Source organism: Maritimibacter alkaliphilus HTCC2654, assembly GCF_000152805.1.
Classification (GTDB): Bacteria; Pseudomonadota; Alphaproteobacteria; order Rhodobacterales; family Rhodobacteraceae; genus Maritimibacter; species Maritimibacter alkaliphilus.
Genome location: NZ_CH902578.1, coordinates 865434 through 888880, shown reverse-complemented (window position 1 = coordinate 888880; position 23447 = coordinate 865434). Strand labels below are relative to the sequence as shown.

Genomic DNA, 23447 nt, shown 5'->3' with positions numbered 1-23447 from the left:
GTCAGGCGTCGCCGATGATGCGGTGGCGCCCCTTGGCAATCGGCTCGGCATTGCGAACCTCGTGCCCCATGTACCATTGCTCGGGCAGCGCGAAGATCCGGCGGCTTGCGATAAGGTCGATCCGGGTCACGGCCTCTTCGAGGCTTTCGTCGCTCAGGACGCTTTCGACGGGGATGTAATGCACTTCGAACCGGCAGCCCTTGAGCCGTTTCGCATGGGTCAGAAGGATCTGCGCCCCGGTCTTGCGCGCCATGCGCACCGCGAAGGCGATGTTGCCGTCGAAACGGACGCCACGTCCAAGCGACGGGCCGCGCACGCCGCCGTGGATGAATTCGTCCGCGAAAATCTGGACCGCGTTGCCTTCGCGCAGCCATTTCATCATCGGGCGGGTTCCGTCGACACCGGCCGGAAACACCTTGCCGCCGAAGCGTTCGCGCGCGGTGATGGCGAGCGCGTGGCGAAACCGGCTGTCGGGCGGCTCATAGACCCCCATGATGTTCACGCCGTGAGCGATATGGGTGGGGCCCAGAACCTCGAAATTGCCCAGATGCAGGCCTAGCAGGATCAGGGGCCCTCCCTTGACCGCTTCGAGATGGTCCAGCCCGTGAACCGTCACGCGGCCCATCGGGTAGATGCGGTCGAGCACGGAAAATTCGGTCATCAGGCGTCCGAAGTTCCCGAACCCGTCCTTGACCTTGGCTTCGACCTCGTCGGGTGACCAGTCGGGGCGGATCGCGGACAGAACCGCCCGGAACCGATTCACGGGAAGTTCGTAGTTGCGCATCCCGACGGTGCGCCCAAGCGCGTCACCGACGCTCGAGCACAGTTCGAGCGGGGCGAGGCGCAGGCCGTAGTGCATGATGTAGTCGACGATCCCGTCCCGTGTGTCGCGCAGCCAATAGCGCCGCCAACGCGCGCGTCTGCCGCCGCCTGCCTTGAAGTCTTCCCAGGTCGGCGGCGTTTCCGGGCGCCACCGGCGGGCGGCTTTCTTGACCGGCTTAGCCACGGTCCCGGCGCGGATGGATGGTCACGGGCAGTCCCCCGCGCGGACGCAGGGTCAGACGGCACTGGGGCACGACATCGGCACCCTCGGGCACACGCACCCGGAATTGCTGGGCGAGGGTGGCGAGGCACAGAACCGCCTCGACCTGACCGAAGGCGGTCCCGGCGCAGACGCGCGGGCCGACGGCGAAGGGCGTATAGGCGAAGGGGAACTTGGGCCGCTTGTCGAGGAACCGGTCCGGCTCGAAATTATGCGGGCGCTCCCAGAACTCCTCATGCCGATGCAGAAGCCACGGGATCACGAGGACGAGGCTTTTGGCGTCGATCGGGAACTCGCCGATCATGTCGGCTTCCTTCGCCTGCCGCCCGAGGATCGGGACGGGGGGATAAAGCCGTAGCGTTTCGTCGATGATGGCGCGGGTGTATTTCAGCCGGGGCACGTCGGCCAGCGTCGGGGCGCGCCCGCCCAGAACCTCGTCCAACTCGCGGTGAAGCTGGTCTTCGGCCCATTCGGCGCGCGACAGCAGATACCAGGCCCATGTCAGGGTGGCCGCCGTGGTTTCGTGCCCGGCCATGAAGATCGTCGCGGCCTCGTTTCGCAGTTCGACCGGGGTCATCGGCTTGTCCGTGCGCGGATCGACCGACTTCATCAGCATGGCGATCATGGAATTCGGGTCGCCGCGACCCGACAGGTGATGCGCGATCAACTCGTCGATCACCCGGTGCACACGCGCGATCGAGGCGCGGCGGCGGGGGCCGGGAAACAGCGGCCAGCCGTCGTCCGCGCCAAGGAAATAGGCGACGTTGATCTGGTTCACGACCTTCTGGTAGTCGGTGAAGCCCTGGATCACTTCGAGCGTCTTGTCGCGCCCCAGCTTGCTGCCGAACACGGCGCGCGCGATGATTTCAGCCGTCAGATCGGCCATTTCCACCAGCGCGTCGACCTGTGCGCCGTCGCCCATCTGGTGCCAGTGCTGCGCCAGTTCCTCGGTCGCGTCGACCATGACGGGCGCGAAGATGTCGAGCTTCCGGCGGTGAACGGTCGCCGCGACCTCGCGCCGCCGGAACTGCCACGTCTCGCCATCGGAGATGAACAGACCGTCGCCCAGAAGCTGCTCCAGCGCCCGGCGTTGCTGCGGGGCCTTGCGCTCGTAGTTGTCGTGGTTCTTCACCATCACATGCTGAATGGCATGGGGGTTGTTCAGGATCGTGACCTGACGCCCGAAAATGCGGGTCGGCATGATCTTGTAGTCGTAGGCCTCGTTCCACCACAGGCTCAGAAGGTCACGCCGGGCCAGACGAATGAATTCGGACGGGCGGGGCTGCGCGGGCGCGGGCCGTGGGTAGACGGGGATCAGATGGTCCGCGCCGATATGTTCGACAATCGCGTTTATGTGACGAGCCTTCCGAGTGGGCGGGGCTGAGGGGCGGACGTGGCGACCGCGTTTCGGAACCCCCGGGCAAATTTGGCGCTAGGTGCCTTTTTTCTGACCGGAAGGTCAAGCGTCACGCGGCGTTCCGGCCAAGGGGCGTGTCGTGTTCAGCCGCCTGTTGCGCAGGAAATACAGGTCGGCACGGCAGGGTCTAAATCGAGCCGGCCCTTCGCGATCTCCTCTCCACATTCGGTGCAGTATCCATATTCGCCGTCCTCCATCCGGGCGAATGCGGCGGCGATCCGGCTGCGCTGTGCGTCGCGGCGGGCGGCGGTCGCCCGCGCCATCGCCTGACCCTGAAGCGCGTCCATCCGGCTGAGGCGGCCCACGGACTGCTGGTCCAGCGTCACGGTCTTTTGCCCGTCCGTGCCAAGCCGATCCTCGGCGTCCAGCGCGTCGAGCGCCGCGATCAGCGCGTCGCGGTAACGGGCGAGGGTGGTCTCATCCATCTCGGTGAACCTTCGCATCACCTCTTTGCGTTTGGAATTGCGAGCCTATCTGGGGTAAGACGAGCCAGCAACATGATGGAGGCCCGCATGGCCGAAACGCGAACGAAACCCCGGGCGATCGACCCAGTCTGGGACCGGATCACCTCGGAAGCGCATGAGGCCGTGGCGAAAGAGCCGCTCATGGGCGGGCTGGTTCATGCCTGTATCCTGCACCACAAGACGCTGGAACGGGCGTTGAGTTACCGCATCGCGGCCAAGCTGTGTTCCAACGAAATGTCGATGATGGTCCTGCGCGAAGTCGCGAACGAGGCCTATGACGACGACCCGACGCTGGTCGAGGCGGCGCGCGCCGACCTGAACGCGGTGCTGGAACGCGACCCGGCGACGCTGCGGATGTTGCAACCCATCCTTTACTACAAGGGCTTTCAGGGGATGCAGGCGCATCGTCTGGCCCATTGGCTTTGGGCCAAGGGGCGCACCGATCTGGCCTATTTCCTGCAAATGCGCTGTTCCGAGGTCTACGGGATCGACATTCACCCGGCCGCCCGGATGGGCAAGGGCATCATGATCGACCACGCCCATTCCATCGTCATCGGCGAGACGGCGGTGGTGGGCGACAACGTGTCGATGCTGCACTCGGTCACGCTGGGCGGCACCGGGAAAGAGGAAGAGGACCGGCACCCCAAGATCGCGGACGAGGTTCTGATCGGGGCCGGGGCCAAGGTTCTGGGCAACATCAAGGTCGGCTGCTGCTCGCGCATCGCGGCCGGGTCCGTGGTGCTGGCCGACGTGCCGCCCGCGACCACCGTGGCGGGCGTGCCGGCCAAGGTGGTGGGCACGGCGGGTTGCGACCACCCGTCGGTGTCGATGAACCAGCTTCTGGGCACCCGCGGCGCAGAGTGACTGCGACCGAAAAGTTGACCGGATGCGGCCTCCTTTGTGGAGGCCGCTTTCATTTTTACAACATATAGTCGGATCGGGCGGGAACTTTCGCGCTGCGTTTACCGTTTCTTCAGGGACAGCCCGGCAGGATCGGGCATTCGAAACCCTGGGAGACCAAGTCATGAAGCCCTTTGCCCTCATCACCATCGGTTGGATCGCAGCCAGCGGTGCGCTGGCGATCATCATCTGATCGGACGAAACCTGACTTAAATGGAAAGACCCGCGCAGGCCGATGCGCGGGTCTTTCTGTATCCGGGGGGCTGTTCGGGGCAGACAGAGGAACGTCACCGAGAACGGCGATCGCTGTGCCCGGACAGCGGACCATGGGTCGTGAGTGGACGGAGCAGGTGAAGGCGCGACTGTTCGCGTTCGACCGGCAGACCGGCCTTGCCCCTCCGCCTGCGTAGGGTCCGGCAAGCGATTGAGTCTTCGTGATTTTCCGATAACCAGCCGGAACGCCGCGCCGCGCGAGACGCGGCGACAGACGAGTCGTCGAGTCTCATAGGCGAAACCTCGCGCACCCGTGATCTGTGTCAATGACACGCGGATCATTTTGTCTAAAAGTGTGGCCACAACGAAAAGGACAGGGGACAACACCATGCTTCGTTTGTGGATCGCCACAGTACTCGGTTTCGCGGCTCTTTATGCTGTTGCCATCGCGGCCTGAACCGGGCAGCACCGATCAAGGAAAATGGAGCGCTGGGATGGCAGTCCCGCGCTCCTTTCTTTTTGGGTCAGTCCCGCCCGGCCTGTTTCATCACCCGACCGAAATGGCGCGAGAGGAAGAGCGCCATGACAAGGCCACCGGCGGCGCCCGCGATCAGATGTCCGGTGCGCGCCGGGTCGAAGCCCGCCACGGGACAGAAGAGCGCCCATGCGGCCAGCGCATTCGCCGCCCCCCACAGGACATTCACGGGCGGGGCGGACATGCCCACGCCGGGCGGCGACGCAAAAGGCGAGGGGAACGCGCGCCCCTGAACGCCCGCCACGAAATGCGGGATCGCGTTCACGGCGAAGGCGGCTGCGAAGAATACTCCGACAAGTGACCACATGACAGGTTCCTCCTGCCTGCGATCCTGCCGGTGCGGGCGGCCCCGCTCAATGAAAAAGGCCGCGCAGTCGCCCGCGCGGCCCCAATTCCGGCTAGATGGCCCGATCAGGCCAGCATCATCATCGGGTTCTCGAGGTTCTGGACGATCTGCTCCAGAAGCTGGGCACCCAGCGCCCCGTCGATCACCCGGTGATCGACGCTGAGGGTCACCGACATGATCGTGGCCACCTCGATCTCGCCTTCGGCGTTCACGATGGGCTTCTTCACCCCGGACCCGACCGCGAGGATCCCGCCGTGGGGCGGGTTGATGACCGCGTCGAAGTTGTCGATGCCGAACATCCCGAGGTTCGAGATCGCGAAGCTGCCGCCCTGATATTCATGCGGCGCAAGCTTGCGGTCGCGGGCGCGGGCGGCGAGGTCTTTCATCTCGGCGGAGAGGGCCGAGAGCGACTTCATGTCCGCGTCCTTCAGAACCGGCGTGAACAGCCCGCCCTCGATGGCGACGGCGACGGCCACGTCGGAGGGCTTCAGCTTCAGCACCCGGTCACCGGCCCAGACGGCATTGGCATCCGGCACGGCCTGAAGCGCCAGCGCCGAGGCCTTGATGATGAAGTCGTTGACCGACAGCTTCACGCCGCGCGCTTCGAGCTGCTTGTTGAGCTGCGAACGGAATTTCATCAGCGCGTCCAGCTTGATGTCGCGGCGCAGGTAGAAGTGCGGGATCGTCTGCTTGGCTTCGGTCAGCCGCGCGGCGATGGTCTTGCGCATCCCGTCCAGCTTGACCTCTTCGAACTCGCGCCCTTCGTACATCTTGAGCACGGCATCGGTGGACGGTCCCGCAGGCATCGCTCCGCCGCCGCCACCAGCCGGGGCTGCCGCGGGCTTGGCGTCGTCCTTGGCCGGGGCGGCCGAGGGCTTGGCGTCCAGCACGTCGGCCTTGACGATCCGACCCTTGGGGCCAGAGCCCTTGATCTGAGCGAGGTCGAGCCCCTTGTCCTTGGCGATCCGGCGGGCAAGCGGCGAGGCGAAGATGCGCCCGCCCTTGTCGTCTTTGGGTGCGGGGATCGGTCCGGTGGATTTCGGGGCCGGGGAGTCCGCCTTGGCCTCCTCGGTCGCTTTCGGCGCCGCGTCGGCCTTGTCCGAAGACGGGGCCGGGGCCCCGGATGAGGCCTCACCGATGTCGTCGGCGCTTTCGCCCTCTTCCAACAAAACGGCGATGGGCGTGTTGACCTTCACGCCCTCGCTGCCCGCTTCGACGAGGATCTTGCCGATCACGCCTTCGTCGACGGCTTCGAATTCCATCGTCGCCTTGTCGGTTTCGATCTCGGCCAGCAGGTCACCGGACGAAACGGCGTCGCCCTCTTTCACCAGCCATTTGGCCAGCGTGCCCTCTTCCATCGTGGGCGAGAGGGCGGGCATCAGGATTTCCGTAGGCATCGCGCTCTCTCCTTACTTGTAGCAGACCGACTTGACCGCCTCGACCACCTCGTCGGTGGTGACCAGCGCCAGTTTTTCGAGGTTGGCGGCATAGGGCATGGGCACGTCCTTGCCGGTCATGTTCAGAACCGGGGCGTCGAGGTAGTCGAAGGCTTCCTTCATGATCGTCGCCGACAGGTAGCTGCCGATCGACGGTGTGGGCCAGCCCTCTTCGACGGTCACGCAGCGGTTCGTTTTCTTGACGCTTTCGATGACGGTCTTGGTGTCCATCGGGCGCAGGGTGCGCAGGTCGATGACTTCGGCGGAAATGCCTTCGCCCGCCAGAACCTCGGCGGCTTCGAGCGCGTATTTCATGCCGATCCCGAAGGACACGATGGTCACGTCGTCGCCCTTCTGCCAGATCCGGGCCTTGCCGAAGGGGATGGCGTAGTCATCCAGGTCCGGCACCTCGAACGACTGCCCGTAGAGCAACTCATTCTCAAGGAAGACGACCGGCGTGTCGCCCCGGATCGCGGTCTTGAGCAGGCCCTTGGCGTCGGCGGCGGAGTAGGGCATCGCCACGTGCAGGCCGGGGATCTGGGCATACCATGCCGCATAGTCCTGGCTGTGCTGGGCGGCCACGCGGGCGGCGGCGCCGTTGGGGCCACGGAACACGACCGGCACGCTCATCTGGCCACCGGACATGTAGCGCGTCTTGGCGGCGGTGTTGAGGATGTGGTCGATGGCCTGCATCGCGAAGTTGAAGGTCATGAATTCGACGATCGGGCGCAAGGTGCCCATCGCGGCCCCGGTGGCGAGACCGGCGAAGCCATGCTCGGTGATCGGGGTGTCGATCACGCGGCGCTCGCCGAATTCGTCCAGAAGGCCTTGGGTCACCTTGTAGGCGCCCTGATACTCGGCCACTTCCTCGCCCATGACGAATACGGCCTCGTCGGCGCGCATTTCCTCGGCCATCGCGTCGCGCAGGGCTTCGCGGACCGTCTGGGTCTTGAAGGTGGTGCCTTCGGGCACTTCGGGGTCTTCGACCGGCTCAGGCTCGGGCACGGATGCGCCGGGCTGGGTCGACATCGGTTTGGCGGTGTCGGTGTCGTCGAGCGCGTCGCCGGAGGGGGACGGCGCATCCGCCTCGGCGGCGGTCTTGTTCGATCCGGTGTCGATGTCGTCGGCGCTTTCGCCGTCTTCCACCAGCACGGCGATGGGGGTGTTCACCTTCACGCCTTCAGTCCCGGCTTCGATCAGGATCTTGCCCACGGTGCCTTCGTCCACCGCTTCGAATTCCATCGTCGCCTTGTCGGTTTCGATCTCGGCCAGAATGTCGCCGGATTTGACTTCGTCGCCTTCCTTGACGAGCCATTTCGCCAGCGTGCCCTCTTCCATCGTGGGGCTGAGGGCCGGCATGAGAATTTCGGTTGCCATGTCTTTTGTCTCCGTCCCTCGGTCTTATGCGTAAATGTCGGTCCAGAGCTCGTCGAGCGCCGGTTCCGGGCTTTCGCGGGCGAAGTCGGCCGCGTCGTTGACGATCTGTTTGATCTCTTTGTCGACCGCTTTGAGGTCGTCTTCCGAGGCGTGCTTGCCCTGGATCAGCAGGTCGCGGACGTGTTCGATCGGGTCCTTCTCGTCGCGCATTTTCTGAACCTCTTCGCGGGTCCGGTATTTCGCCGGGTCCGACATGGAGTGGCCACGGTAGCGGTAGGTCTTCATCTCGAGGATGTAGGGGCCCTTGCCCGCGCGGCAGTGCGCGATGGCCTTTTCCCCGGCGGCCTTGACCGCGAGCACGTCCATCCCGTCGACCTCTTCGCCTTCGATCCCGTAGGCCGCGCCGCGTTCCCACAGCGACGGCGACTTGGTCGCGCGCTTCATCGAAGTGCCCATGGCATACTGGTTGTTCTCGATGACGAAGATCACCGGAAGGTCCCAGAGTTCGGCCATGTTATAGGTCTCTGCGACCTGGCCCTGGTTGGCGGCGCCATCGCCGAAATAGGTGAAGGTCACGCGGTCGTTGCCGAGGTATTTGTCGGCGAAGGCGAGGCCCGCGCCGATCGGCACCTGCGCGCCGACGATGCCGTGGCCGCCGTAGAAATGCTTTTCGGTCGAGAACATATGCATCGACCCGCCCTTGCCCTTGGAATAGCCGCCTTCGCGGCCCGTCAGCTCGGCCATGACGCCCTTGGGGTCCATCCCGCAGGCCAGCATGTGACCGTGATCGCGGTAGGAGGTGACGCGCTTGTCGCCCTCTTCCGCGGCGGCTTCGAGCCCGACGACCACGGCTTCCTGCCCGATGTAGAGGTGGCAGAAGCCCCCGATCAGACCCATGCCGTAAAGCTGGCCTGCCTTTTCTTCGAATCGGCGGATGAGCAGCATCTCGCGGTAGTGCTCGAGCAATTCTTCCTTGGATGTGTTTGATTTCTTGGCGCTTTTGGCGGTCGCCATGGGCGTTATCCTCCGCGGTCCTAAAGATAGTTTAGCGTTAAACTATCTAATAAACCATTCTGGCGACGATTGCGAGTATCGATTTGACGGTGCGTCACATCGTCGATGCGCACGAGTATGGAGGCGTCGTGGAGGTTGTCAAATCGTGCGGCTTGCGCCGCGCATGTCAAACTTGTCCGCGCAGGGCGCGGCCAAGCGGAAAGGGGCGCTGCCCCTTCGGACGCGTTTGCAGGCAAACACGTCCACCCCGAGGTTTCCTGAAACGAAGAAGGTGTTAGCGCAGCACGACCTCGTCCGCGCGCACGAGGCCCAGAACGTCGCGGGCCTGCTGGTCGAGCAGGTCGAGATCGAGGAAATCGTCCGAGATGCGGCGGGTCTTGTTTTCGAGCGTCGCGATTTCGGCGGCGAGGCGGTCGCGCTCTTGCGCGAGCGTCTGCGCCTCGGCGTCGATACGCACGCGACGGAACAGCCCGTAATCCCCCTGCACGGACGCGAAGGTGAAATAGGTGCCAGCGGAAATCAGCCCCAGAAGGTAGAGCACGCCGCCGAAGCCGGATTGTCTGCGTGGACCGCGCAAGGGAAACCCCTCGGTATGAACGTCTGCCTCATGCGCCTCTGCCGGGCGCTGTAACTCTTTATGACACAGGTGATTCGCTCTGTGAATCCCCAATGATTCGGTTGGGCGATTTTCGGCGGATGCCGCGACGGGATGGCTTTTCCTGTGCGGGGGCTGGGCGCTAGGCTGGGGGCGAGGAGGACTTGCGATGACGGTGGAGCCACGAAGCACGCTCGCCACCCATGAGGTCGAGAACCAGCCGGGCGCACCGGCGGCGCGCGACCTTTGGGCGTCGGATGCCACGCTGCGCGATCACGTCTTGGCGGCAGGCGGGCGCGTAGATGCGGCCGCCACGGCCGGGGCATCTTTCGGGACCGAGGCCCTGCGTGCGGCGGGCGAGGCGGCGCGGGCGAACCCGCCGGAGTTGAAGCTCTTCGACCGGGCGGGGCGACGGCTGGACGAGGTGCATTTTCATCCGGGGTATCACGAGGTCATGCAGGCGGGCATGGCCGCCGGATATGCCGCCCTTGCTTGGGACGGGGCGCCCGGTGGGCACGCGACCCATGCCGCGATGGTCTATATGCTCAGTCAGGTCGAGCCGGGGATTTGCTGCCCTTTGACCATGACCTATGCCGCCGTGCCCGCGCTTGCCGCCGATCCGGCGCTGGAGGCGGTCTGGGCGCCGAAGCTGACCGGGACCGAATACGACCCGTCAATCGCGCCCGTGGGTCGGAAACGCGCGGCCACGATGGGCATGGCCATGACCGAGAAGCAGGGCGGCTCGGACGTGCGGGCGAATACCACGCGGGCGGAACCGGCGGGGGGGATGTGGCGGCTTACCGGGCACAAGTGGTTCTGTTCGGCGCCGATGTCGGACGGGTTCCTGACGCTGGCCTATACCGAAGCGGGGCTCACCTGTTTCCTCGTTCCACGCTGGACCGACGAGGGGCGCAACCCGATCCAGATCCAGCGGTTGAAAGACAAGCTGGGCAACCGGGCCAATGCTTCGTCCGAGATCGAGTATCACGGCGCGCTGGCGCACAAGCTGGGCGAGGACGGGCGCGGGGTCGCGACGATCATCGAGATGGTGCATCACACCCGGCTCGACACCGCCATGGCGCCCGCCGGGCTGATGCGGGCGGCGCTGGTCGAGGCGAAACACTGGGTCGAGGGCCGGTCCGCGTTTCAGAAGCGGCTGATCGACCAGCCGCTGATGCGGTCGGTTCTGGCCGATCTGGCGCTGGAGTGGGAAGGGGCGCTGGCGCTCGGGATGCGGGCGGCACGGGCTTTTGACGGTGACGCGCCCGAGGATCGGGCCTTCGCGCGGATTTCCGTGGCGCTGGCCAAGTTCCTGTCGAACAAGCGGTGCGGTCCGGTGATCCTCGAGGCGATGGAGTGCCTTGGCGGAATGGGATACGTCGAAGAGACGCCGATGCCGATGCTGTATCGCGAAGCGCCGCTCAACTCGATCTGGGAAGGGTCGGGGAACGTGATCTGCCTCGACATTCTCCGCACGCTGGCGCGCGAGCCGATGGCGGGTGCGGCGTTGCGGGCCGAATTGGAGGCCGCGACCGGCGCGGACCGTCGCTATGACGCGGCGCTCGCGGCGCATTTCGACCGCTGGCCTGCGTTGCCGGAGGAGGGCGAGGCGCGGTGGTTTGCCGAACGGCTTGCGGTGCTGCTGGCCGCCTCGGTTCTTCTGCGGGCCGGAAACGCGGCGGTTTCCGACGGCTGGATCGCGACCAAGGTGGACGGCGCGCGCGGCATGGTGCCGGGCGCGGTCAGCGGTCTGGACACGGCCGCCTTGATCGCGCGGATCTGACCGGGCAGACCCGCGCGCCCGGCTTTATTCCACGGTGATCGTGATGACGTCCGAGGCGACCGGCGGATCGAACGGCACGTGGTTCATGTCGCCCAGCACGAGTTGCAGCGTGTGTTCGCCCGGGGCGAGTTCCAGCATGGTTTCGGTCTGGCCGCCGCCGAAGTGCTTGTGGTTGTCGTCGGCGGGCAGGCCATAGGTCAATTCGCCCTCTTCGCCTTCCCCCAGCGGTGGGCGGTCGATCAGGATGTGGTGGTGGCCGGTGTTTTCCTTTTCGGTGCCCGCCGGGGCCACGCCCATGCCGGACAGGCCGAAGACGACCTTGACCGGGGACGACACGGTGTCGCCGTCCGACAGGTTGACGAAATAGACCCCGGCCCCCTCGGGCGCCATCATCTGGGCGGCGGCGGGGCTGGCGATGGCAAATCCGAGGGCGATGGCTGCGGCAATGGATCTTGTGAACATGGTTTCCTCCCAAAATGTCCAGGTGTTGTGATGGAAGGGTAACATGAAGCGGGCCGCCGCCAAACGAGAACGGGCCGCCCGGTCGGACGGCCGGTTTCAGACGTGGGGGCGGCGATCAGGTGATCGAGGCCCGATAGATGCCGTCGATGGCCTCGGCGATGGTCGCGTTGAATTCGTCGTCGGATTGCTGGGCCGAAAGCCCCTCGGTCAAGGCGCGCGAGAAGCTGGCGATCATGCCCTCGTTCTTGGCGAGGAGCGCGTTCGCCTCGTCGCGCGCGTAGCCGCCCGACAGCGCCACGACGCGGATCACGCGGGGGTGGGCGATGAGGCTGGCATACTGGTTCGCCTTGGTCGGAAGCGAGAGTTTCAGCATGATCTCCTGCCCCTCGTCCAGTGCGTCCAAGTGTTTGGTGATCTCTTCGAGCAGGATGTCTTCGGCCTCGGCCTTGTCGTCGATGGATATGGTCACCTCGGGTTCGAGGATCGGGACCAGACCCTTGGCGAGGATCTGTTTGCCCACCTCGAACTGCTGATCGACGATGTCCGCGATCCCTTCGCGGTTGGCTGCCGAGACGACCGAGCGCATCTTGGTGCCGAAAATCCCGGCGGCGACCGCACGGTCGAGCAGCGCGTCGAGGTCCGGCATTGGTTTCATGAGCTGCACGCCGTTCGCCTCGGCCCCGAGCCCTTTGTCCACCTTCAGGAACGGGACCACGCCGCGCTCTTCCCACAGGAACCGGGCCGAGGGCTTGCCGCCGATCTCGCGGTCCATCGTCATCTCGAACAGGATCGCGCCGATCACCTTTTCACCCGTGAAAGCCGGGGCCTGTGCGATCCGGGCGCGCATCCCGTGGATCAGGTCGAACATCTCGTCCTCGGACGAATAGGCGCTTTCATCGACGCCGTAGAGGCGCAGCGCCTTGGGGGTCGAACCGCCGGATTGGTCGAGCGCGGCGATGAAGCCCTTGCCGCTTGTCATCTGCTCGCGTTGTTTCGAATCCGACATCTCAATTCCCTCCGTGGTCGCGTGTCCGCCACTTGGTAAGGTGTCGCGCGGCGCTGCGCAATTCTGGTCGCGCTAACGCATCGCGATTGGGCGGGTCAGCCGCGACCGGACCAGAAAAAACCGTTCATGCGGGCCAGAAGACCGCGGGGCGTGATCTTGGCCGACAACACGACGAGCTTGGTGACGAAGCCGGGCACCTCGACCCGTTTCCCGGCCTTGAGGGCGCGCCAGCCGGCGCGGGCGATCACGTCGGGTGCGAGCATCGGCAGGAAACTGGTGAGCCACGCGCTGTCGATGCCCGCCGCGCCGAAGAAGTTGGTCTTGGACGGGCCGGGGCAGAGCGCGGTGACGGTGATGCCGTCGCGTTTGCATTCGTAGTGCACCGCTTCGGACAGGGTCAGGACGTAGGATTTCGTCGCGTGATAGATCGCCATGTTGGGCGAGGGCATGTAGCCGGCGAGCGAGGCGACGTTCAGAACCTTGCCTTTCGTACCCGACGCGCGGAACTGTTTGAGGGCGTTCTGCATCAGCTCGGTGACGGCGACCATGTTCACGGTCACCGATCCGCGTTCGCGATCGTCGCCGCAGGTGGCGAAACGCCCATGCACGCCGAAGCCCGCGTTGTTCACCAGGAGGTCGATGGAACGCCCGTCGTTCGCGGCCTGCCAGAGCCGGTCGGCGGCGCCGGGTTCGGCCAGATCGGCTGTCACCACCACCACTTCGGTCGGAAGGGTGTCGGCGAGCGCGCGCAACTCGTCTTCGCGACGGGCCGAAATCACGAGGTTCCAGCCATCGGCGGCGGCGAGCTTGGCGAACTCGAGGCCAAGGCCCGAGGACGCGCCGGTGATGAGCGCCCAGCCCACCGTTCAGCCCTCGAGCGCGGCGACGCCGGGCAGGGTCTTGCCCTCCATCCATTCGAGGAAGGCCCCGCCAGCGGTGGAGATATAGGTGAAATCATCGGCCACGCCCGCCTTGTTCAGCGCGGCCACCGTGTCGCCACCGCCCGCGACCGAGGTCAGGCGACCCTCTTTCGACAACGCGCCCGCTTTCTGCGCGGCGGCGTTGGTAGCGGCGTCGAACGGCTCGATCTCGAACGCGCCGAGCGGGCCGTTCCAGATCAGGGTCGAGGCGTTCTCGAACGCCTTTGCGATGGTGTCGACCGTGTCGGGACCGGCGTCGAGGATCATGGCGTCGGACGGGCAGGCGTCGGCCGCGACGGTTTCGTTCTCGGCCCCCGCCTTGAATTCGCGGGCCACGACCACATCCGTCGGCAGGATGATCTTGCACCCCGCGTCGTCGGCCTTTTCCATGATCTCGCGCGCCGTGTCGGCCATGTCGTGCTCGCACAGCGATTTGCCCACGTCGATGCCCTGAGCGGCAAGGAAGGTGTTCGCCATGCCGCCGCCGATCACGAGGTTGTCGACCTTTTCCACGAGGTTGCCGAGCAGTTCCAGCTTGGTCGACACCTTGGCGCCGCCGACCACCGCGACCACCGGGCGGACCGGGTTCGACAGTGCGGCTTCGAGCGCCTTCAGTTCGGCTTCCATCAGCCGTCCGGCGCAGTTCGTCATGATCCGGGCCACGCCCTCGGTCGAGGCATGGGCGCGGTGCGAGGCCGAGAAGGCGTCGTTGACATAGACCTCGCCAAGCGCGGCCAGTGCGGCGGCGAACGAGGCTTCGTTGTCGGTTTCTTCCGGGTGGAAGCGCGTGTTTTCAAGCAGCAGGACTTCGCCCGGCTCCAGCTTCGACACGGCGATCTTGGCGGGTCCGCCGATGCAGTTGTCCGCGAATTTCACCGGGGCGTCGAAGGCGGCGGCGAGCGCGGGAACCAGCGGCTTCAGCGACATCTCGGGCACCACCTTGCCCTTGGGCCGCCCGAAATGGGCCATGAGCACCGGCTTGCCGCCCTTGTCGAGAATGTCCTTCACGGTCGGCACGATACGTTCGATCCGGGTCGCGTCGGTGACGTTGCCCTGATCGTCGAGCGGCACGTTGATGTCCACGCGGACCAGCACGGTCTTGCCGTCAAGGTCCATGTCGTCGAGTGTCTTCCAGCTCATCGGTCTCTCCTTCGTGCCTCAACTCCACAAACACGCTCGTGTTCGGGAATTCAATGGCGATTTGCCGCTGGCCCGCCCGGGATTTCCGCTCTTGCGGGGGCGGGGGGCGGCGCCTAGTTTCCCCGCCAAACAGTCAAAGGAGCGCCAGATGGCCGATATCAAGGACCCCGAGAACACCATCCTCATGGAACTGAAGGATGGGACCGTCGTGATCGAACTGCTGCCCGACGTGGCCCCCAAGCATGTCGAGCGGATGAAGGAGCTGGCGCGGGCCGGGAAATACGACGGCGTCGTGTTCCACCGCGTGATCGAAGGCTTCATGGCGCAGACCGGCGATGTCGAGCACGGTCAGGCCGATGGCGGCAACGTCCGCCGCGCGGGCACGGGCGGTTCGGACCTGCCGGACCTGCCGGCCGAGTTCTCGAAAATCCCGCACGCGCGTGGCTCCATCGGTGCGGCCCGCACCCAGAACCCGAACAGCGCGAACAGCCAGTTCTTCATCAACTTCAAGGACAACGATTTCCTGAACGGGCAATACACGGTCTACGGTCAGGTCATCGAAGGCATGGAGCATGTCGATGCGATAACGCGGGGCGAGCCGCCTGCGAACCCGGACAAGATGATTTCCGTCAAGGTCGCCGCCGATGCGTAAGGCCACGTTGGTCGCCTGGCTCCTGTTTCTGGCAGGGGTCGGGCTGGTCGTCTGGTATTACTTCGCGACTGTGCCGGGGTCGGACCCGGCGGTCGTGAACGATGCGCCCGGTCAGGCCGGCGGTCCGCAGATCGAGATCACAGTCGCAGGCGAAGCGAACGGGAAGGTGCTGATCGAACTGTTCGACAACCTCGCCCCGCAGCACGCCGAGCGGATCACCCGTCTGGCCGACGAGGGGGCCTATGACGGCGTGGTCTTTCACCGCGTCATCGACGGCTTCATGGCGCAGACCGGCGACGTGGCCTTTGGCCTCGAAGGCGGTGACATGAGCCGCGCGGGCATCGGCGGATCGGATTACCCCGATCTGCCCGCCGAATTCTCGAACGAGCCGTTCGTGCGCGGTGTCGTCGGCATGGCGCGGTCGTCGAACCCTGACAGCGGCAACAGCCAGTTCTTCATCATGTTCGACGAAGCCCCGTTCCTCGACGGCGAATACACCGTCGTCGGACGGGTGATCGAAGGCATGGACGTGGTCATGGACATCAAGCGCGGCGAAGGGCCGAACGGCGCCGTCATCGGTCAGCCGGACGTCATGACCAACGTGGATGTCGTGAAATGATCGTGGTGGCCCGCCCCTGCGCGGGCCGTCACGCCCCGGCCAGCATCAGAATGAAGCCGAGGAACAATAGCCATTCCAAGGCCGGAGTCCGGTATCGTTTGAGCGTCGAAATCATGTGTGCCTCCCCAGGTCGACAGGCACTATGGTAATCCATACCCGGTAAACAAAGCGTTTTCGTGCGTTTTGGTGAAATTGCCTCGAAATACCCTCAAAAGATCATAAAAACCCCCCGATCCGCGTGAATTGTGTCGGAAACCGCCACAAAGGACGGATCGATGCAGTTGAGTGATGTGATTTTCTACGGGTTGGGCGCCGCCGTCGTGGTGGGCGTCTCGGGGCTTGTGGATTTCAGCGGCCTTTTCGGAGGCAAATCCGAGGACGGGGCGACGCCGGGCGAGGCCGACACACACAAGGCCGAGGCCGAACAGGTCAACCCGATCCAGAACGAATACCAATCGACACTCGCCTTCTTCCTCGACGAAGAACACGAAAACCTCGTCTCCGGGCGAGACGATGACTCCGGGGACACCGAGTTGGCCCAGACCGAAGCCTCGGAGCAGGTTGCCGAGTCCGATCTCGCGCACGCCGACGACACGGGGTTCGATGACGACAACATCTTCGGCGACGTGATCGCGACGGCGGAGGATTCGCTTTACGAAGCGGCCGAGGAGGCAAGGATGACCGCACCGATCGCGGTCTACGACCTGACCGATCCCGAGGCCGACATGCCGCATTGGGACGACTTCGATCCGCAGGCCGAAATGGTCCGTATCGAATACCTGCCGACCTTCGACCCCGAGACGGGGGAGCCGGTGGAGCCCTTGGTTTCAGTGACTTACGACCCGGACTTCGACCAGACGACCATCGCGTTGGACGACGCGGCGGTGGCGGAACTCGACGGCGATGCGGGGATCGGCGCCGAGGACATCGACCTCGTCCCGATGAGCGACGAGACCTACGCCGCCGCGTGACAGGTGCCCCCCGCGATGCCATGCTGACCCCATGACACGCCTGATCCTGTTCCTGATCGTCCTTCCCGGTCTGGCGCTTGCCGACCCGAAGTTCTGGAAAAACGAATTTCCGCTCACCGACTTCTCGAACCGCACCATCGAAAGCTGGACCGAAGTGCTGTCGGGCGGGCCGCCGCGCGACGGTATCCCGGCCCTGAGCGACCCCGACATGATCGGCGTGGCGGACGCATCCTTGCCGGAGCGGGAGCCGATCATCGCGCTGGAACTCGACGGGGAAACCCCGCGTGCCTATCCGATCCGTTACCTCATCTGGCATGAGATCGTGAACGATACCGTGGGCGACGTGCCGGTCGCGGTGACCTTTTGCCCGCTGTGCAATTCGGCGCTGACCTTCGACCGGCGGCATGATGGCCGCGTGCTGACCTTCGGCGTGTCGGGCAAGCTCAGAAACAGCGATATGATTATGTATGACCGCGAAACCGAAAGCTGGTGGCAGCAGGCGCTGGGTCAGGGGATCGTCGGCGACTATGCGGGCGACGACCTGACGCCCCTGCCGTCGTGGATGGAGGCTTGGTCGGTGTTCGCCGCGCGCAACCCGGACGGGCTGGTCATGGCCGAACCGGAACATCGCCGCCCCTATGGCCAGAACCCCTATGCGGGCTACGACGACCGGGCGCGACCCTATCCGTTCTTCACGGGCGAGATGCCGCCGCATGACATCCCGGCGCTCGCCCGCGTGGTGCGGGTCGGCGAGCGGGCCTGGCCGATGTCGCGGCTGGCCGAGGCGGGCACGATCACCGAAGCCGGGGTGATCCTGACGTGGGAGCATGAGCAGGCCTCGGCGCTCGGTGCCGCGGTGATGGGCGAGGCCGCGCCGGTCGGAGCGATCCGGGTGCGCAATGCGGCGGGCGACGATCTGCCCCACGATCTGATGTTCGCCTTCGCCTTCCACGCCTTTTACCCGGACGGGGACTGGATGCTGGGCGAATAGCCCCAGACGCGAAAAAGCCCCGGGCGCGAACCCGGGGCTTTCCAGTCAATTCAGGCGGTTGTCAGCTCTTGGCGAGGTTGCGCAGCACGTAGTGCAGCACGCCGCCGTTGGCCACGTAATCGATCTCGACCTCGGTATCGATCCGGCATTTCAGCTCGATGTCCTTGGTGGTGCCGTCCGGGTAGGTGATCGTGCAGGGCAGCACCGCAAGAGGCTTCAGATCCTCCGACAACCCGGTGATGGTGAAGGTCTCTTCCCCGGTCAGGTTCAGCGTCTTGCGCGTGTCGCCCCCGGTGAACTCGAACGGTACGACGCCCATACCGACGAGGTTCGAGCGGTGGATGCGCTCGAAGCTTTCCGCGATCACCGCCTTCACGCCCAACAGGTTCGTGCCCTTCGCCGCCCAGTCGCGCGACGAGCCTGCGCCGTATTCGATGCCACCGACGACGACAAGGGGCGTGCCGTCCTCCTGATAGGCCATCGACGCGTCGTAGATTGACGTCTGTTCGCCGTCCGGGCCCTTGGTGTAGCCGCCTTCGACGCCATCCAGCATCTCGTTCTTGATGCGGATGTTGGCGAAGGTGCCGCGCATCATGACCTCGTGGTTGCCCCGGCGCGAGCCGTAGCTGTTGAAGTCACGCGGCGCGACCTGCCGTTCGGTCAAATACTTGCCGGCGGGCGACTCCGCCTTGAACGACCCGGCGGGCGAGATGTGGTCGGTCGTGATCATGTCGCCCAGAAGCGCCAGAACACGGGCGTCCTTGATGTCGGCGATGGTGCCGGGGTCTTTGGACATGCCTTGGAAATAGGGCGGGTTCTGGATATAGGTGGACTGCGGCGGCCAGTCATAGGTTTCGCCGCCCGACACCTCGACCGCCTGCCATTTCTCGTCGCCCTTGAAGACGTCGGCGTATTTCTCCTGAAACGCCTCGCGGGTGACGACCTTTTCGACCAGTTCGGCGATCTCGGCGTCGCTGGGCCACAGATCCTTGAGGTAAACGTCCTTGCCGTCCGGCGTCTGCGCGATTGGGTCGTTGGCCATGTCGATGTTCATGTCGCCGGCCAGCGCATAGGCCACCACGAGCGGCGGTGAGGCGAGGTAATTGGCGCGCACGTCCGGGCTGATCCGACCCTCGAAGTTGCGGTTGCCCGACAGCACCGAGACGGCGATCAGGTCGTTGTCCGCGATCGACTTGGAGATCTCGGGCTGGAGCGGGCCGGAGTTGCCAATGCAGGTGGTGCAGCCGTAACCGACGAGGTCGAAGCCGATGGCGTCGAGGTCGTCCTGAAGTCCGGCAGCCTCGAGATACTCGGTCACGACCTGCGACCCGGGGGCGAGCGAGGTCTTGACCCACGGTTTGCGGTTCAGGCCCAGTTCGTTGGCCTTGCGTGCGACCAGGCCCGCGCCGATCATCACATAGGGGTTGGACGTGTTGGTGCAGGAGGTGATCGAGGCGATCACCACGCTGCCGTCCTTGAGTTCATAGTCCTCGCCCTCGACCTTGCCCGACTTGGCATAGACGGCGGGCTTGGTCGCGATGGGGCCTTCGGCGGCCATGTCCTGCGCGTCGTCCGACATATCCACGCCCCGGTAATCCGCAACGACGTTGTCGAAGGCACCGGCGGCCTGATCCAGCGCCACGTAATCCTGCGGGCGTTTCGGGCCGGAGATCGCCGGAACGATGTCGCCCATGTCCAGATGCAGGGTCGAGGTATAGACCGGATCGTAATCCGCATCGCGCCACAACCCGTTCTCCTTGGCATAGGCCTCGACCAGTTCGATCCGGTCCTTGTCGCGCCCGGTCTGTTCCAGATAGCGCAGGGTTTCGCCGTCGATGGGGAAGAAGCCGCAGGTCGCGCCGTATTCGGGGGCCATGTTGGCGATGGTCGCGCGCTGTGCCAGCGGCAGGTTGTCGAGCCCGTCGCCGTAGAATTCGACGAACTTGCCCACGACGCCGTGCTTGCGCAGCATTTCCACGACTTTGAGCACCAGGTCGGTGCCGGTCGTGCCCTCGACCATCGCGCCGGTGAGTTTGAAACCCACGACTTCGGGGATGAGCATCGAGATCGGTTGGCCCAGCATGGCCGCCTCGGCCTCGATCCCGCCGACGCCCCAGCCGAGCACGGCGACGCCGTTGATCATGGTGGTGTGGCTGTCGGTGCCGACAAGCGTATCCGGGTAGGCGACCTCTTCGCCGTTCTGGTCCTTGTCGGTCCAGACCGTCTGGGCGAGGTATTCGAGGTTCACCTGATGGCAGATGCCGGTGCCCGGCGGGACCACGCGGAAATTCTCGAACGCGGTCTGACCCCATTTGAGGAACTGATACCGCTCCATGTTCCGCTCGTATTCACGGTCCACGTTCATCTGGAAGGCGCGCGGGTTGCCGAATTCGTCGATCATCACCGAGTGGTCGATGACGAGGTCGACGGGCACCAGCGGGTTGATCTTTTCCGCATCCCCCCCAAGCGCCTTGATCCCGTCGCGCATGGCGGCGAGGTCCACGACCGCCGGGACGCCGGTGAAATCCTGCATCAGCACACGGGCCGGTCGGTATGCGATCTCGCGGGGGTTCTGCCCGCCCTTGTCGGCCCATTCCGAGAAGGCCTTGATGTCGTCGGTCGACACCGTGCGCCCGCCGTCTTCGAAGCGGAGCATGTTTTCCAGAACCACCTTGAGCGAGGCGGGGAGTTTGGAAAACGTGCCAAGCCCGGCCTCTTCGGCAGCGGGAATGGAATAATAGGCGACGGTCGATCCGCCCGCCGACAGTGTCTTGCGCGTTTTGGATGTGTCTTTGCCGACTTCGATGGGCATGTCTGGCTCCTCTCGCTGGACCACGCGGTGCCCCTCGAACGGGGGCATCCGGTTAACGTTTACTCTCCATGTGAGACTGTAGAGGGATTCCTGCAAGGGTTTGAGAGGCAGTTTTTGTATACCATTGCACACACGTCGCGAGGTGCGGGGTGTCTGCCTGCGGACATGGCACATCTGCCACGTTGCAGGACACTCTCAAAACCTTGATTGGCGGGTGAGAGGGGGGTGGTCTATCACGCTTTGCACGGACAGACGGAGAGCGCGTGATGAAATCTTGGATCGGGGCAGGGCTCGTTGCAGCCGCGGCGCTTACGGGTGGCGCTGGATATGCAGACGAGAAACCGCTTGTTCTGATCGAACTTTTCACCTCGCAAGGGTGCAATTCCTGTCCGCCCGCCGACGCCCTTCTGGCCGAGCTTGCGGTGCGCGACGATGTTCTGCCGCTCGCGCTTCACGTGGATTACTGGGACTACATCGGGTGGAAGGACAAGTTCGCCCGGCCCGAACATACGGCACGGCAAAAGGCCTATGCCCATGTCGCGGGCGCCTCGACGATCTATACGCCGCAGATGGTCGTGGGCGGCACTGATCACGTGGTCGGCTACAAACCGATGCGGGTCGCCGATTACATGAAGGCCCATGAAGCGACGCTTGCGGATGTCGAGGTCCGGGCCGAGATCGTCGACGGCAAGATGCGGATCAAATGCCTCGTCAAAGACGGCACGACGCTGCCCACCAAGATCAACGTCGATATCGTGCGCTTCAACCCGTCGGAAACCGTCGACATCAAGCATGGTGAAAACGCCGGTGAAACCATTGCCTACACGAACATCGTGACGGACTGGGAGCGCGTCGCGACCTGGGACGGCCGCGAAACGCTCGAACTCGATACCGCGATGGCTGGGGATGGGCCGATGGCGCTGATCCTGCAAGAACCGGGGCCGGGCCGCGTGCTGGCCGCCTATCGGATCAACTGACGCGATCACCGTAGCCGTTCATTGCCTGAAGCAATGGGCCGTATTGCTGGCGTCCGGGAAAATATCGTCGGATTTTGCCACAGCCCACCGCCGCGTCGGCGGCGCGCTATGTGGCTTTCAGAAAAGGACGACGACATGACGGACCCGACCGAGCGTATTCTCTTTGGCACCGGCAGCCCGAATGTGCGCAAGGTGGGGCTCTTGCTCGAAGAACTCGGGCTCGACTACGCCATGAAACACGTGGCGGTCTTCAGTGGTGAGCAGTTCGAGCCCGACTTCCTCGCCATGAACCCGATCGGCAAGGTGCCGGTCCTGACTGATCCGGGCGCCGATGAGCCGCTGTTCGAATCCAATGCGATCCTGATCTATCTGGCCGAAACCTACGGCCCCGACTTTCTGCCGGCGGCGGGCGCGGCCCGGCGCGACGTGATGCGCTGGCTCATGGTGCAAACCGCGCTGGTGGGGCCGATGCTGGGGCAATACAACCACTACCACCTCGTCGTGAAGCATGGCTCGGAACCCTATTCCGCGGCGCGCTATCGCAACCAGTCGGAAACCGTCTATCGGCACCTCGACGACCGGCTCGCGAGCCGCGACTGGATCGCGGGCGACGGCTATTCCATCGCCGATATCGCGATCTGGCCGTGGACGCTTTACCTTGAGCGGCATGAGTTTGCGCCGGAGGATTTTCCGAACTTGGCGCGCTGGCGTGCGCAGATCGCCGAACGTCCCGCGGCCAAGCGGATGACCCATCGGGTCGAAACCGAATACGACCCACGCAACAACCTCACCCGGCGGTCATCCTCGCCGGAATCGCTCGATCGGTTGTTCAACCGCAAACCGGACGGTCCCGAGGCGGATTTCTCGTTGATCGTCAGTGTCTGACCGGGCGTTCAGGGCGCCGCCCGTTCCCGATGCCAGATGTAGAGGCCCGAGGCGACGATGATCGCCCCGCCGATCCATGTGGCGAGGTCCGGATATTCGCCGAACACCAGCGCGCCCCAGATCGCCGCGATCAGAAGGCCGACGTAGGAAAACGGCGCGATGGCCGAGGCTTCGGCGAAGCGCACGGCTTGTATCAGGAACAGTTGCCCCAGTGCGCCAAGCGCGCCGATGGCCAGCATCAGCGCGATCTCTTTGGGGCCGGGGACGGTCCAGAAAAACGGCACGATGACGCTGGTCACGATGGCGCCGAGCAGGGCGGCATAGAGCAGCGAGGTGCGCGGGTCTTCGTCATGGCCGACCTTGCGTGTCAGCAGGATGAAGGTGGCATAGCCGGTGGCGGCGATCAGGGGCAGAAAGGCTGCCGGTGAAAACACCTCGGTCCCCGGTCGGATGATGACCAGCGCGCCGACAAGTGCCGCGACTACGCCGAAGGCCCGGCGCGGCCCGAAGCGTTCCCCCAGAAACAGCGCCGCGCCCAGCGTGATGAAGATCGGATTGATGTCCATGATCGCCGTCGCTTCCGCCAGACCGAGGTAGGTGAGCGACAGGAAGAACAGGCTGGTGCCCATCAGAAGCGACATGGAGCGCACGAATTGCAGGCCGGGGTATTTGGTGCGCGCGACCGTCTTCAGCGTGGGCAGGAGCCAGATCGTGACGATGATGGTCTGCCCGGCGTAGCGCGCCCAGATCGTCTGGGTGACATGCACCTCCTGCGACAGGATCTTGGCCAGAAGATCCATCGTCGCCATGCAGAAGATCCCGCTCATATAAAGCAGGATGCCCTTGCCCGGCTGGTTGAGGGGGGAGGCGATCGCGGTCATGGCGTCGCT

At 64.8% G+C, this 23447-nt stretch carries 22 protein-coding genes; 8 read left to right on the top strand and 14 right to left on the bottom strand.

What is annotated here, in order from left to right; translation table 11 throughout:
- Window position 1: 1 nt before the first annotated feature.
- From RB2654_RS05465 to RB2654_RS05455, 3 genes are all read right to left on the bottom strand, one after another.
- The gene (locus RB2654_RS05465) at window positions 2–1006 is read right to left on the bottom strand and encodes a lysophospholipid acyltransferase family protein (protein ID WP_008329364.1); all 1005 of its coding nucleotides are present in this window, start codon (window positions 1004–1006) and stop codon (window positions 2–4) included.
- On the bottom strand, window positions 999–2243 hold the full coding sequence (locus RB2654_RS05460; protein ID WP_008329362.1) for a cytochrome P450: 1245 nt from the start codon (window positions 2241–2243) through the stop codon (window positions 999–1001). Before RB2654_RS05460 ends, RB2654_RS05465 begins: the two co-directional genes overlap by 8 nt.
- Before the next feature lie 299 nt (window positions 2244–2542).
- A complete protein-coding gene (locus tag RB2654_RS05455; RefSeq protein WP_040885470.1) occupies window positions 2543–2884 on the bottom strand; it encodes a TraR/DksA family transcriptional regulator in 342 nt (113 codons plus the stop codon).
- An 87-nt stretch (window positions 2885–2971) separates the two neighbouring features.
- Here RB2654_RS05455 and cysE point away from each other — a divergent pair, with 87 nt between their 5' ends.
- The gene (cysE, locus tag RB2654_RS05450; RefSeq protein WP_040885469.1) at window positions 2972–3787 is read left to right on the top strand and encodes a serine O-acetyltransferase; all 816 of its coding nucleotides are present in this window, start codon (window positions 2972–2974) and stop codon (window positions 3785–3787) included.
- 773 nt (window positions 3788–4560) lie between these two features.
- Here the strand turns inward: cysE and RB2654_RS05445 are convergent.
- The 5 genes from RB2654_RS05445 to RB2654_RS05425 all read right to left on the bottom strand — a co-directional run bounded on the left by RB2654_RS05445 (window position 4561) and on the right by RB2654_RS05425 (window position 9285).
- The gene (locus tag RB2654_RS05445) at window positions 4561–4878 is read right to left on the bottom strand and encodes a hypothetical protein (RefSeq protein WP_008329351.1); all 318 of its coding nucleotides are present in this window, start codon (window positions 4876–4878) and stop codon (window positions 4561–4563) included.
- Window positions 4879–4982: 104 nt separating this feature from the next.
- The gene (locus tag RB2654_RS05440) at window positions 4983–6314 is read right to left on the bottom strand and encodes a pyruvate dehydrogenase complex dihydrolipoamide acetyltransferase (protein ID WP_040884441.1); all 1332 of its coding nucleotides are present in this window, start codon (window positions 6312–6314) and stop codon (window positions 4983–4985) included.
- Window positions 6315–6326: 12 nt separating this feature from the next.
- Window positions 6327–7730: a pyruvate dehydrogenase complex E1 component subunit beta gene (locus RB2654_RS05435; RefSeq protein ID WP_008329343.1), complete on the bottom strand. Its 1404-nt coding sequence runs from the start codon at window positions 7728–7730 to the stop codon at window positions 6327–6329.
- A gap of 24 nt (window positions 7731–7754) precedes the next feature.
- The gene (gene pdhA, locus RB2654_RS05430; protein ID WP_008329342.1) at window positions 7755–8744 is read right to left on the bottom strand and encodes a pyruvate dehydrogenase (acetyl-transferring) E1 component subunit alpha; all 990 of its coding nucleotides are present in this window, start codon (window positions 8742–8744) and stop codon (window positions 7755–7757) included.
- A gap of 274 nt (window positions 8745–9018) precedes the next feature.
- The gene (locus RB2654_RS05425) at window positions 9019–9285 is read right to left on the bottom strand and encodes an FtsB family cell division protein (RefSeq protein ID WP_008329341.1); all 267 of its coding nucleotides are present in this window, start codon (window positions 9283–9285) and stop codon (window positions 9019–9021) included.
- A 223-nt stretch (window positions 9286–9508) separates the two neighbouring features.
- On the opposite strand from RB2654_RS05425, the gene RB2654_RS05420 reads away from it, so the two are divergent.
- Window positions 9509–11122 (top strand): acyl-CoA dehydrogenase family protein, encoded by a 1614-nt coding sequence (locus RB2654_RS05420; protein WP_008329339.1) that lies wholly within the window; start codon window positions 9509–9511, stop codon window positions 11120–11122.
- A gap of 24 nt (window positions 11123–11146) precedes the next feature.
- Here the strand turns inward: RB2654_RS05420 and RB2654_RS05415 are convergent, their stop codons facing one another.
- From RB2654_RS05415 to RB2654_RS05400, 4 genes are all read right to left on the bottom strand, one after another.
- Window positions 11147–11584, bottom strand: a complete 438-nt coding sequence (locus tag RB2654_RS05415) for a DUF4399 domain-containing protein (protein ID WP_008329338.1) — start codon at window positions 11582–11584, stop codon at window positions 11147–11149.
- 115 nt (window positions 11585–11699) lie between these two features.
- Entirely contained in the window at window positions 11700–12590 is an 891-nt protein-coding gene (locus tag RB2654_RS05410; protein ID WP_008329336.1) for a fructose bisphosphate aldolase, read from the bottom strand.
- A gap of 95 nt (window positions 12591–12685) precedes the next feature.
- On the bottom strand, window positions 12686–13453 hold the full coding sequence (locus RB2654_RS05405; RefSeq protein WP_008329335.1) for an SDR family NAD(P)-dependent oxidoreductase: 768 nt from the start codon (window positions 13451–13453) through the stop codon (window positions 12686–12688).
- 3 nt (window positions 13454–13456) lie between these two features.
- Window positions 13457–14650, bottom strand: a complete 1194-nt coding sequence (locus RB2654_RS05400; RefSeq protein WP_008329334.1) for a phosphoglycerate kinase — start codon at window positions 14648–14650, stop codon at window positions 13457–13459.
- Between the two features lie 148 nt (window positions 14651–14798).
- Between RB2654_RS05400 and RB2654_RS05395 the strand changes: the two genes are divergently transcribed.
- The 4 genes from RB2654_RS05395 (at window position 14799) to RB2654_RS05380 (ending at window position 17883) form a co-directional block, all read left to right on the top strand.
- The gene (locus RB2654_RS05395; RefSeq protein WP_008329333.1) at window positions 14799–15302 is read left to right on the top strand and encodes a peptidylprolyl isomerase; all 504 of its coding nucleotides are present in this window, start codon (window positions 14799–14801) and stop codon (window positions 15300–15302) included.
- Window positions 15295–15921, top strand: coding sequence for a peptidylprolyl isomerase (locus RB2654_RS05390; RefSeq protein WP_008329327.1), 627 nt, complete (start codon window positions 15295–15297; stop codon window positions 15919–15921). The genes RB2654_RS05395 and RB2654_RS05390 overlap by 8 nt, the downstream gene beginning before the upstream one ends.
- 275 nt (window positions 15922–16196) lie before the next feature.
- A complete protein-coding gene (locus RB2654_RS05385; protein WP_008329325.1) occupies window positions 16197–16892 on the top strand; it encodes a hypothetical protein in 696 nt (231 codons plus the stop codon).
- Window positions 16893–16923: 31 nt separating this feature from the next.
- On the top strand, window positions 16924–17883 hold the full coding sequence (locus RB2654_RS05380) for a DUF3179 domain-containing protein (protein ID WP_008329324.1): 960 nt from the start codon (window positions 16924–16926) through the stop codon (window positions 17881–17883).
- A 61-nt stretch (window positions 17884–17944) separates the two neighbouring features.
- Here the strand turns inward: RB2654_RS05380 and acnA are convergent, their stop codons facing one another.
- On the bottom strand, window positions 17945–20695 hold the full coding sequence (gene acnA / locus RB2654_RS05375) for an aconitate hydratase AcnA (RefSeq protein ID WP_040884437.1): 2751 nt from the start codon (window positions 20693–20695) through the stop codon (window positions 17945–17947).
- A gap of 266 nt (window positions 20696–20961) precedes the next feature.
- Here acnA and RB2654_RS05370 point away from each other — a divergent pair, with 266 nt between their 5' ends.
- The gene (locus RB2654_RS05370) at window positions 20962–21672 is read left to right on the top strand and encodes a DUF1223 domain-containing protein (RefSeq protein WP_008329322.1); all 711 of its coding nucleotides are present in this window, start codon (window positions 20962–20964) and stop codon (window positions 21670–21672) included.
- 108 nt (window positions 21673–21780) lie between these two features.
- A complete protein-coding gene (locus RB2654_RS05365) occupies window positions 21781–22557 on the top strand; it encodes a glutathione S-transferase family protein (protein ID WP_008329321.1) in 777 nt (258 codons plus the stop codon).
- 8 nt (window positions 22558–22565) lie between these two features.
- Here RB2654_RS05365 and RB2654_RS05360 read toward each other — a convergent pair whose 3' ends face one another.
- On the bottom strand, window positions 22566–23438 hold the full coding sequence (locus RB2654_RS05360; RefSeq protein WP_008329320.1) for a DMT family transporter: 873 nt from the start codon (window positions 23436–23438) through the stop codon (window positions 22566–22568).
- Between the last annotated feature and the right edge of the window lie 9 nt (window positions 23439–23447).

Bases quoted from the DNA above. Each gene is read 5' to 3' on its own strand.
- RB2654_RS05460 (WP_008329362.1), bottom strand. From the start codon at position 2,243: ATGCCGACCCGCATTTTCGGGCGTCAGGTCACGATCCTGAACAACCCC.
- RB2654_RS05455 (WP_040885470.1), bottom strand. From the start codon at position 2,884: ATGGATGAGACCACCCTCGCCCGTTACCGCGACGCGCTGATCGCGGCG.
- cysE (WP_040885469.1), top strand. From the start codon at position 2,972: ATGGCCGAAACGCGAACGAAACCCCGGGCGATCGACCCAGTCTGGGAC.
- RB2654_RS05445 (WP_008329351.1), bottom strand. From the start codon at position 4,878: ATGTGGTCACTTGTCGGAGTATTCTTCGCAGCCGCCTTCGCCGTGAAC.
- RB2654_RS05440 (WP_040884441.1), bottom strand. From the start codon at position 6,314: ATGCCTACGGAAATCCTGATGCCCGCCCTCTCGCCCACGATGGAAGAG.
- RB2654_RS05435 (WP_008329343.1), bottom strand. From the start codon at position 7,730: ATGGCAACCGAAATTCTCATGCCGGCCCTCAGCCCCACGATGGAAGAG.
- pdhA (WP_008329342.1), bottom strand. From the start codon at position 8,744: ATGGCGACCGCCAAAAGCGCCAAGAAATCAAACACATCCAAGGAAGAA.
- RB2654_RS05420 (WP_008329339.1), top strand. From the start codon at position 9,509: ATGACGGTGGAGCCACGAAGCACGCTCGCCACCCATGAGGTCGAGAAC.
- RB2654_RS05415 (WP_008329338.1), bottom strand. From the start codon at position 11,584: ATGTTCACAAGATCCATTGCCGCAGCCATCGCCCTCGGATTTGCCATC.
- RB2654_RS05410 (WP_008329336.1), bottom strand. From the start codon at position 12,590: ATGTCGGATTCGAAACAACGCGAGCAGATGACAAGCGGCAAGGGCTTC.
- RB2654_RS05400 (WP_008329334.1), bottom strand. From the start codon at position 14,650: ATGAGCTGGAAGACACTCGACGACATGGACCTTGACGGCAAGACCGTG.
- RB2654_RS05395 (WP_008329333.1), top strand. From the start codon at position 14,799: ATGGCCGATATCAAGGACCCCGAGAACACCATCCTCATGGAACTGAAG.
- RB2654_RS05390 (WP_008329327.1), top strand. From the start codon at position 15,295: ATGCGTAAGGCCACGTTGGTCGCCTGGCTCCTGTTTCTGGCAGGGGTC.
- RB2654_RS05385 (WP_008329325.1), top strand. From the start codon at position 16,197: ATGCAGTTGAGTGATGTGATTTTCTACGGGTTGGGCGCCGCCGTCGTG.
- RB2654_RS05380 (WP_008329324.1), top strand. From the start codon at position 16,924: ATGACACGCCTGATCCTGTTCCTGATCGTCCTTCCCGGTCTGGCGCTT.
- acnA (WP_040884437.1), bottom strand. From the start codon at position 20,695: ATGCCCATCGAAGTCGGCAAAGACACATCCAAAACGCGCAAGACACTG.
- RB2654_RS05370 (WP_008329322.1), top strand. From the start codon at position 20,962: ATGAAATCTTGGATCGGGGCAGGGCTCGTTGCAGCCGCGGCGCTTACG.
- RB2654_RS05365 (WP_008329321.1), top strand. From the start codon at position 21,781: ATGTGGCTTTCAGAAAAGGACGACGACATGACGGACCCGACCGAGCGT.
- RB2654_RS05360 (WP_008329320.1), bottom strand. From the start codon at position 23,438: ATGACCGCGATCGCCTCCCCCCTCAACCAGCCGGGCAAGGGCATCCTG.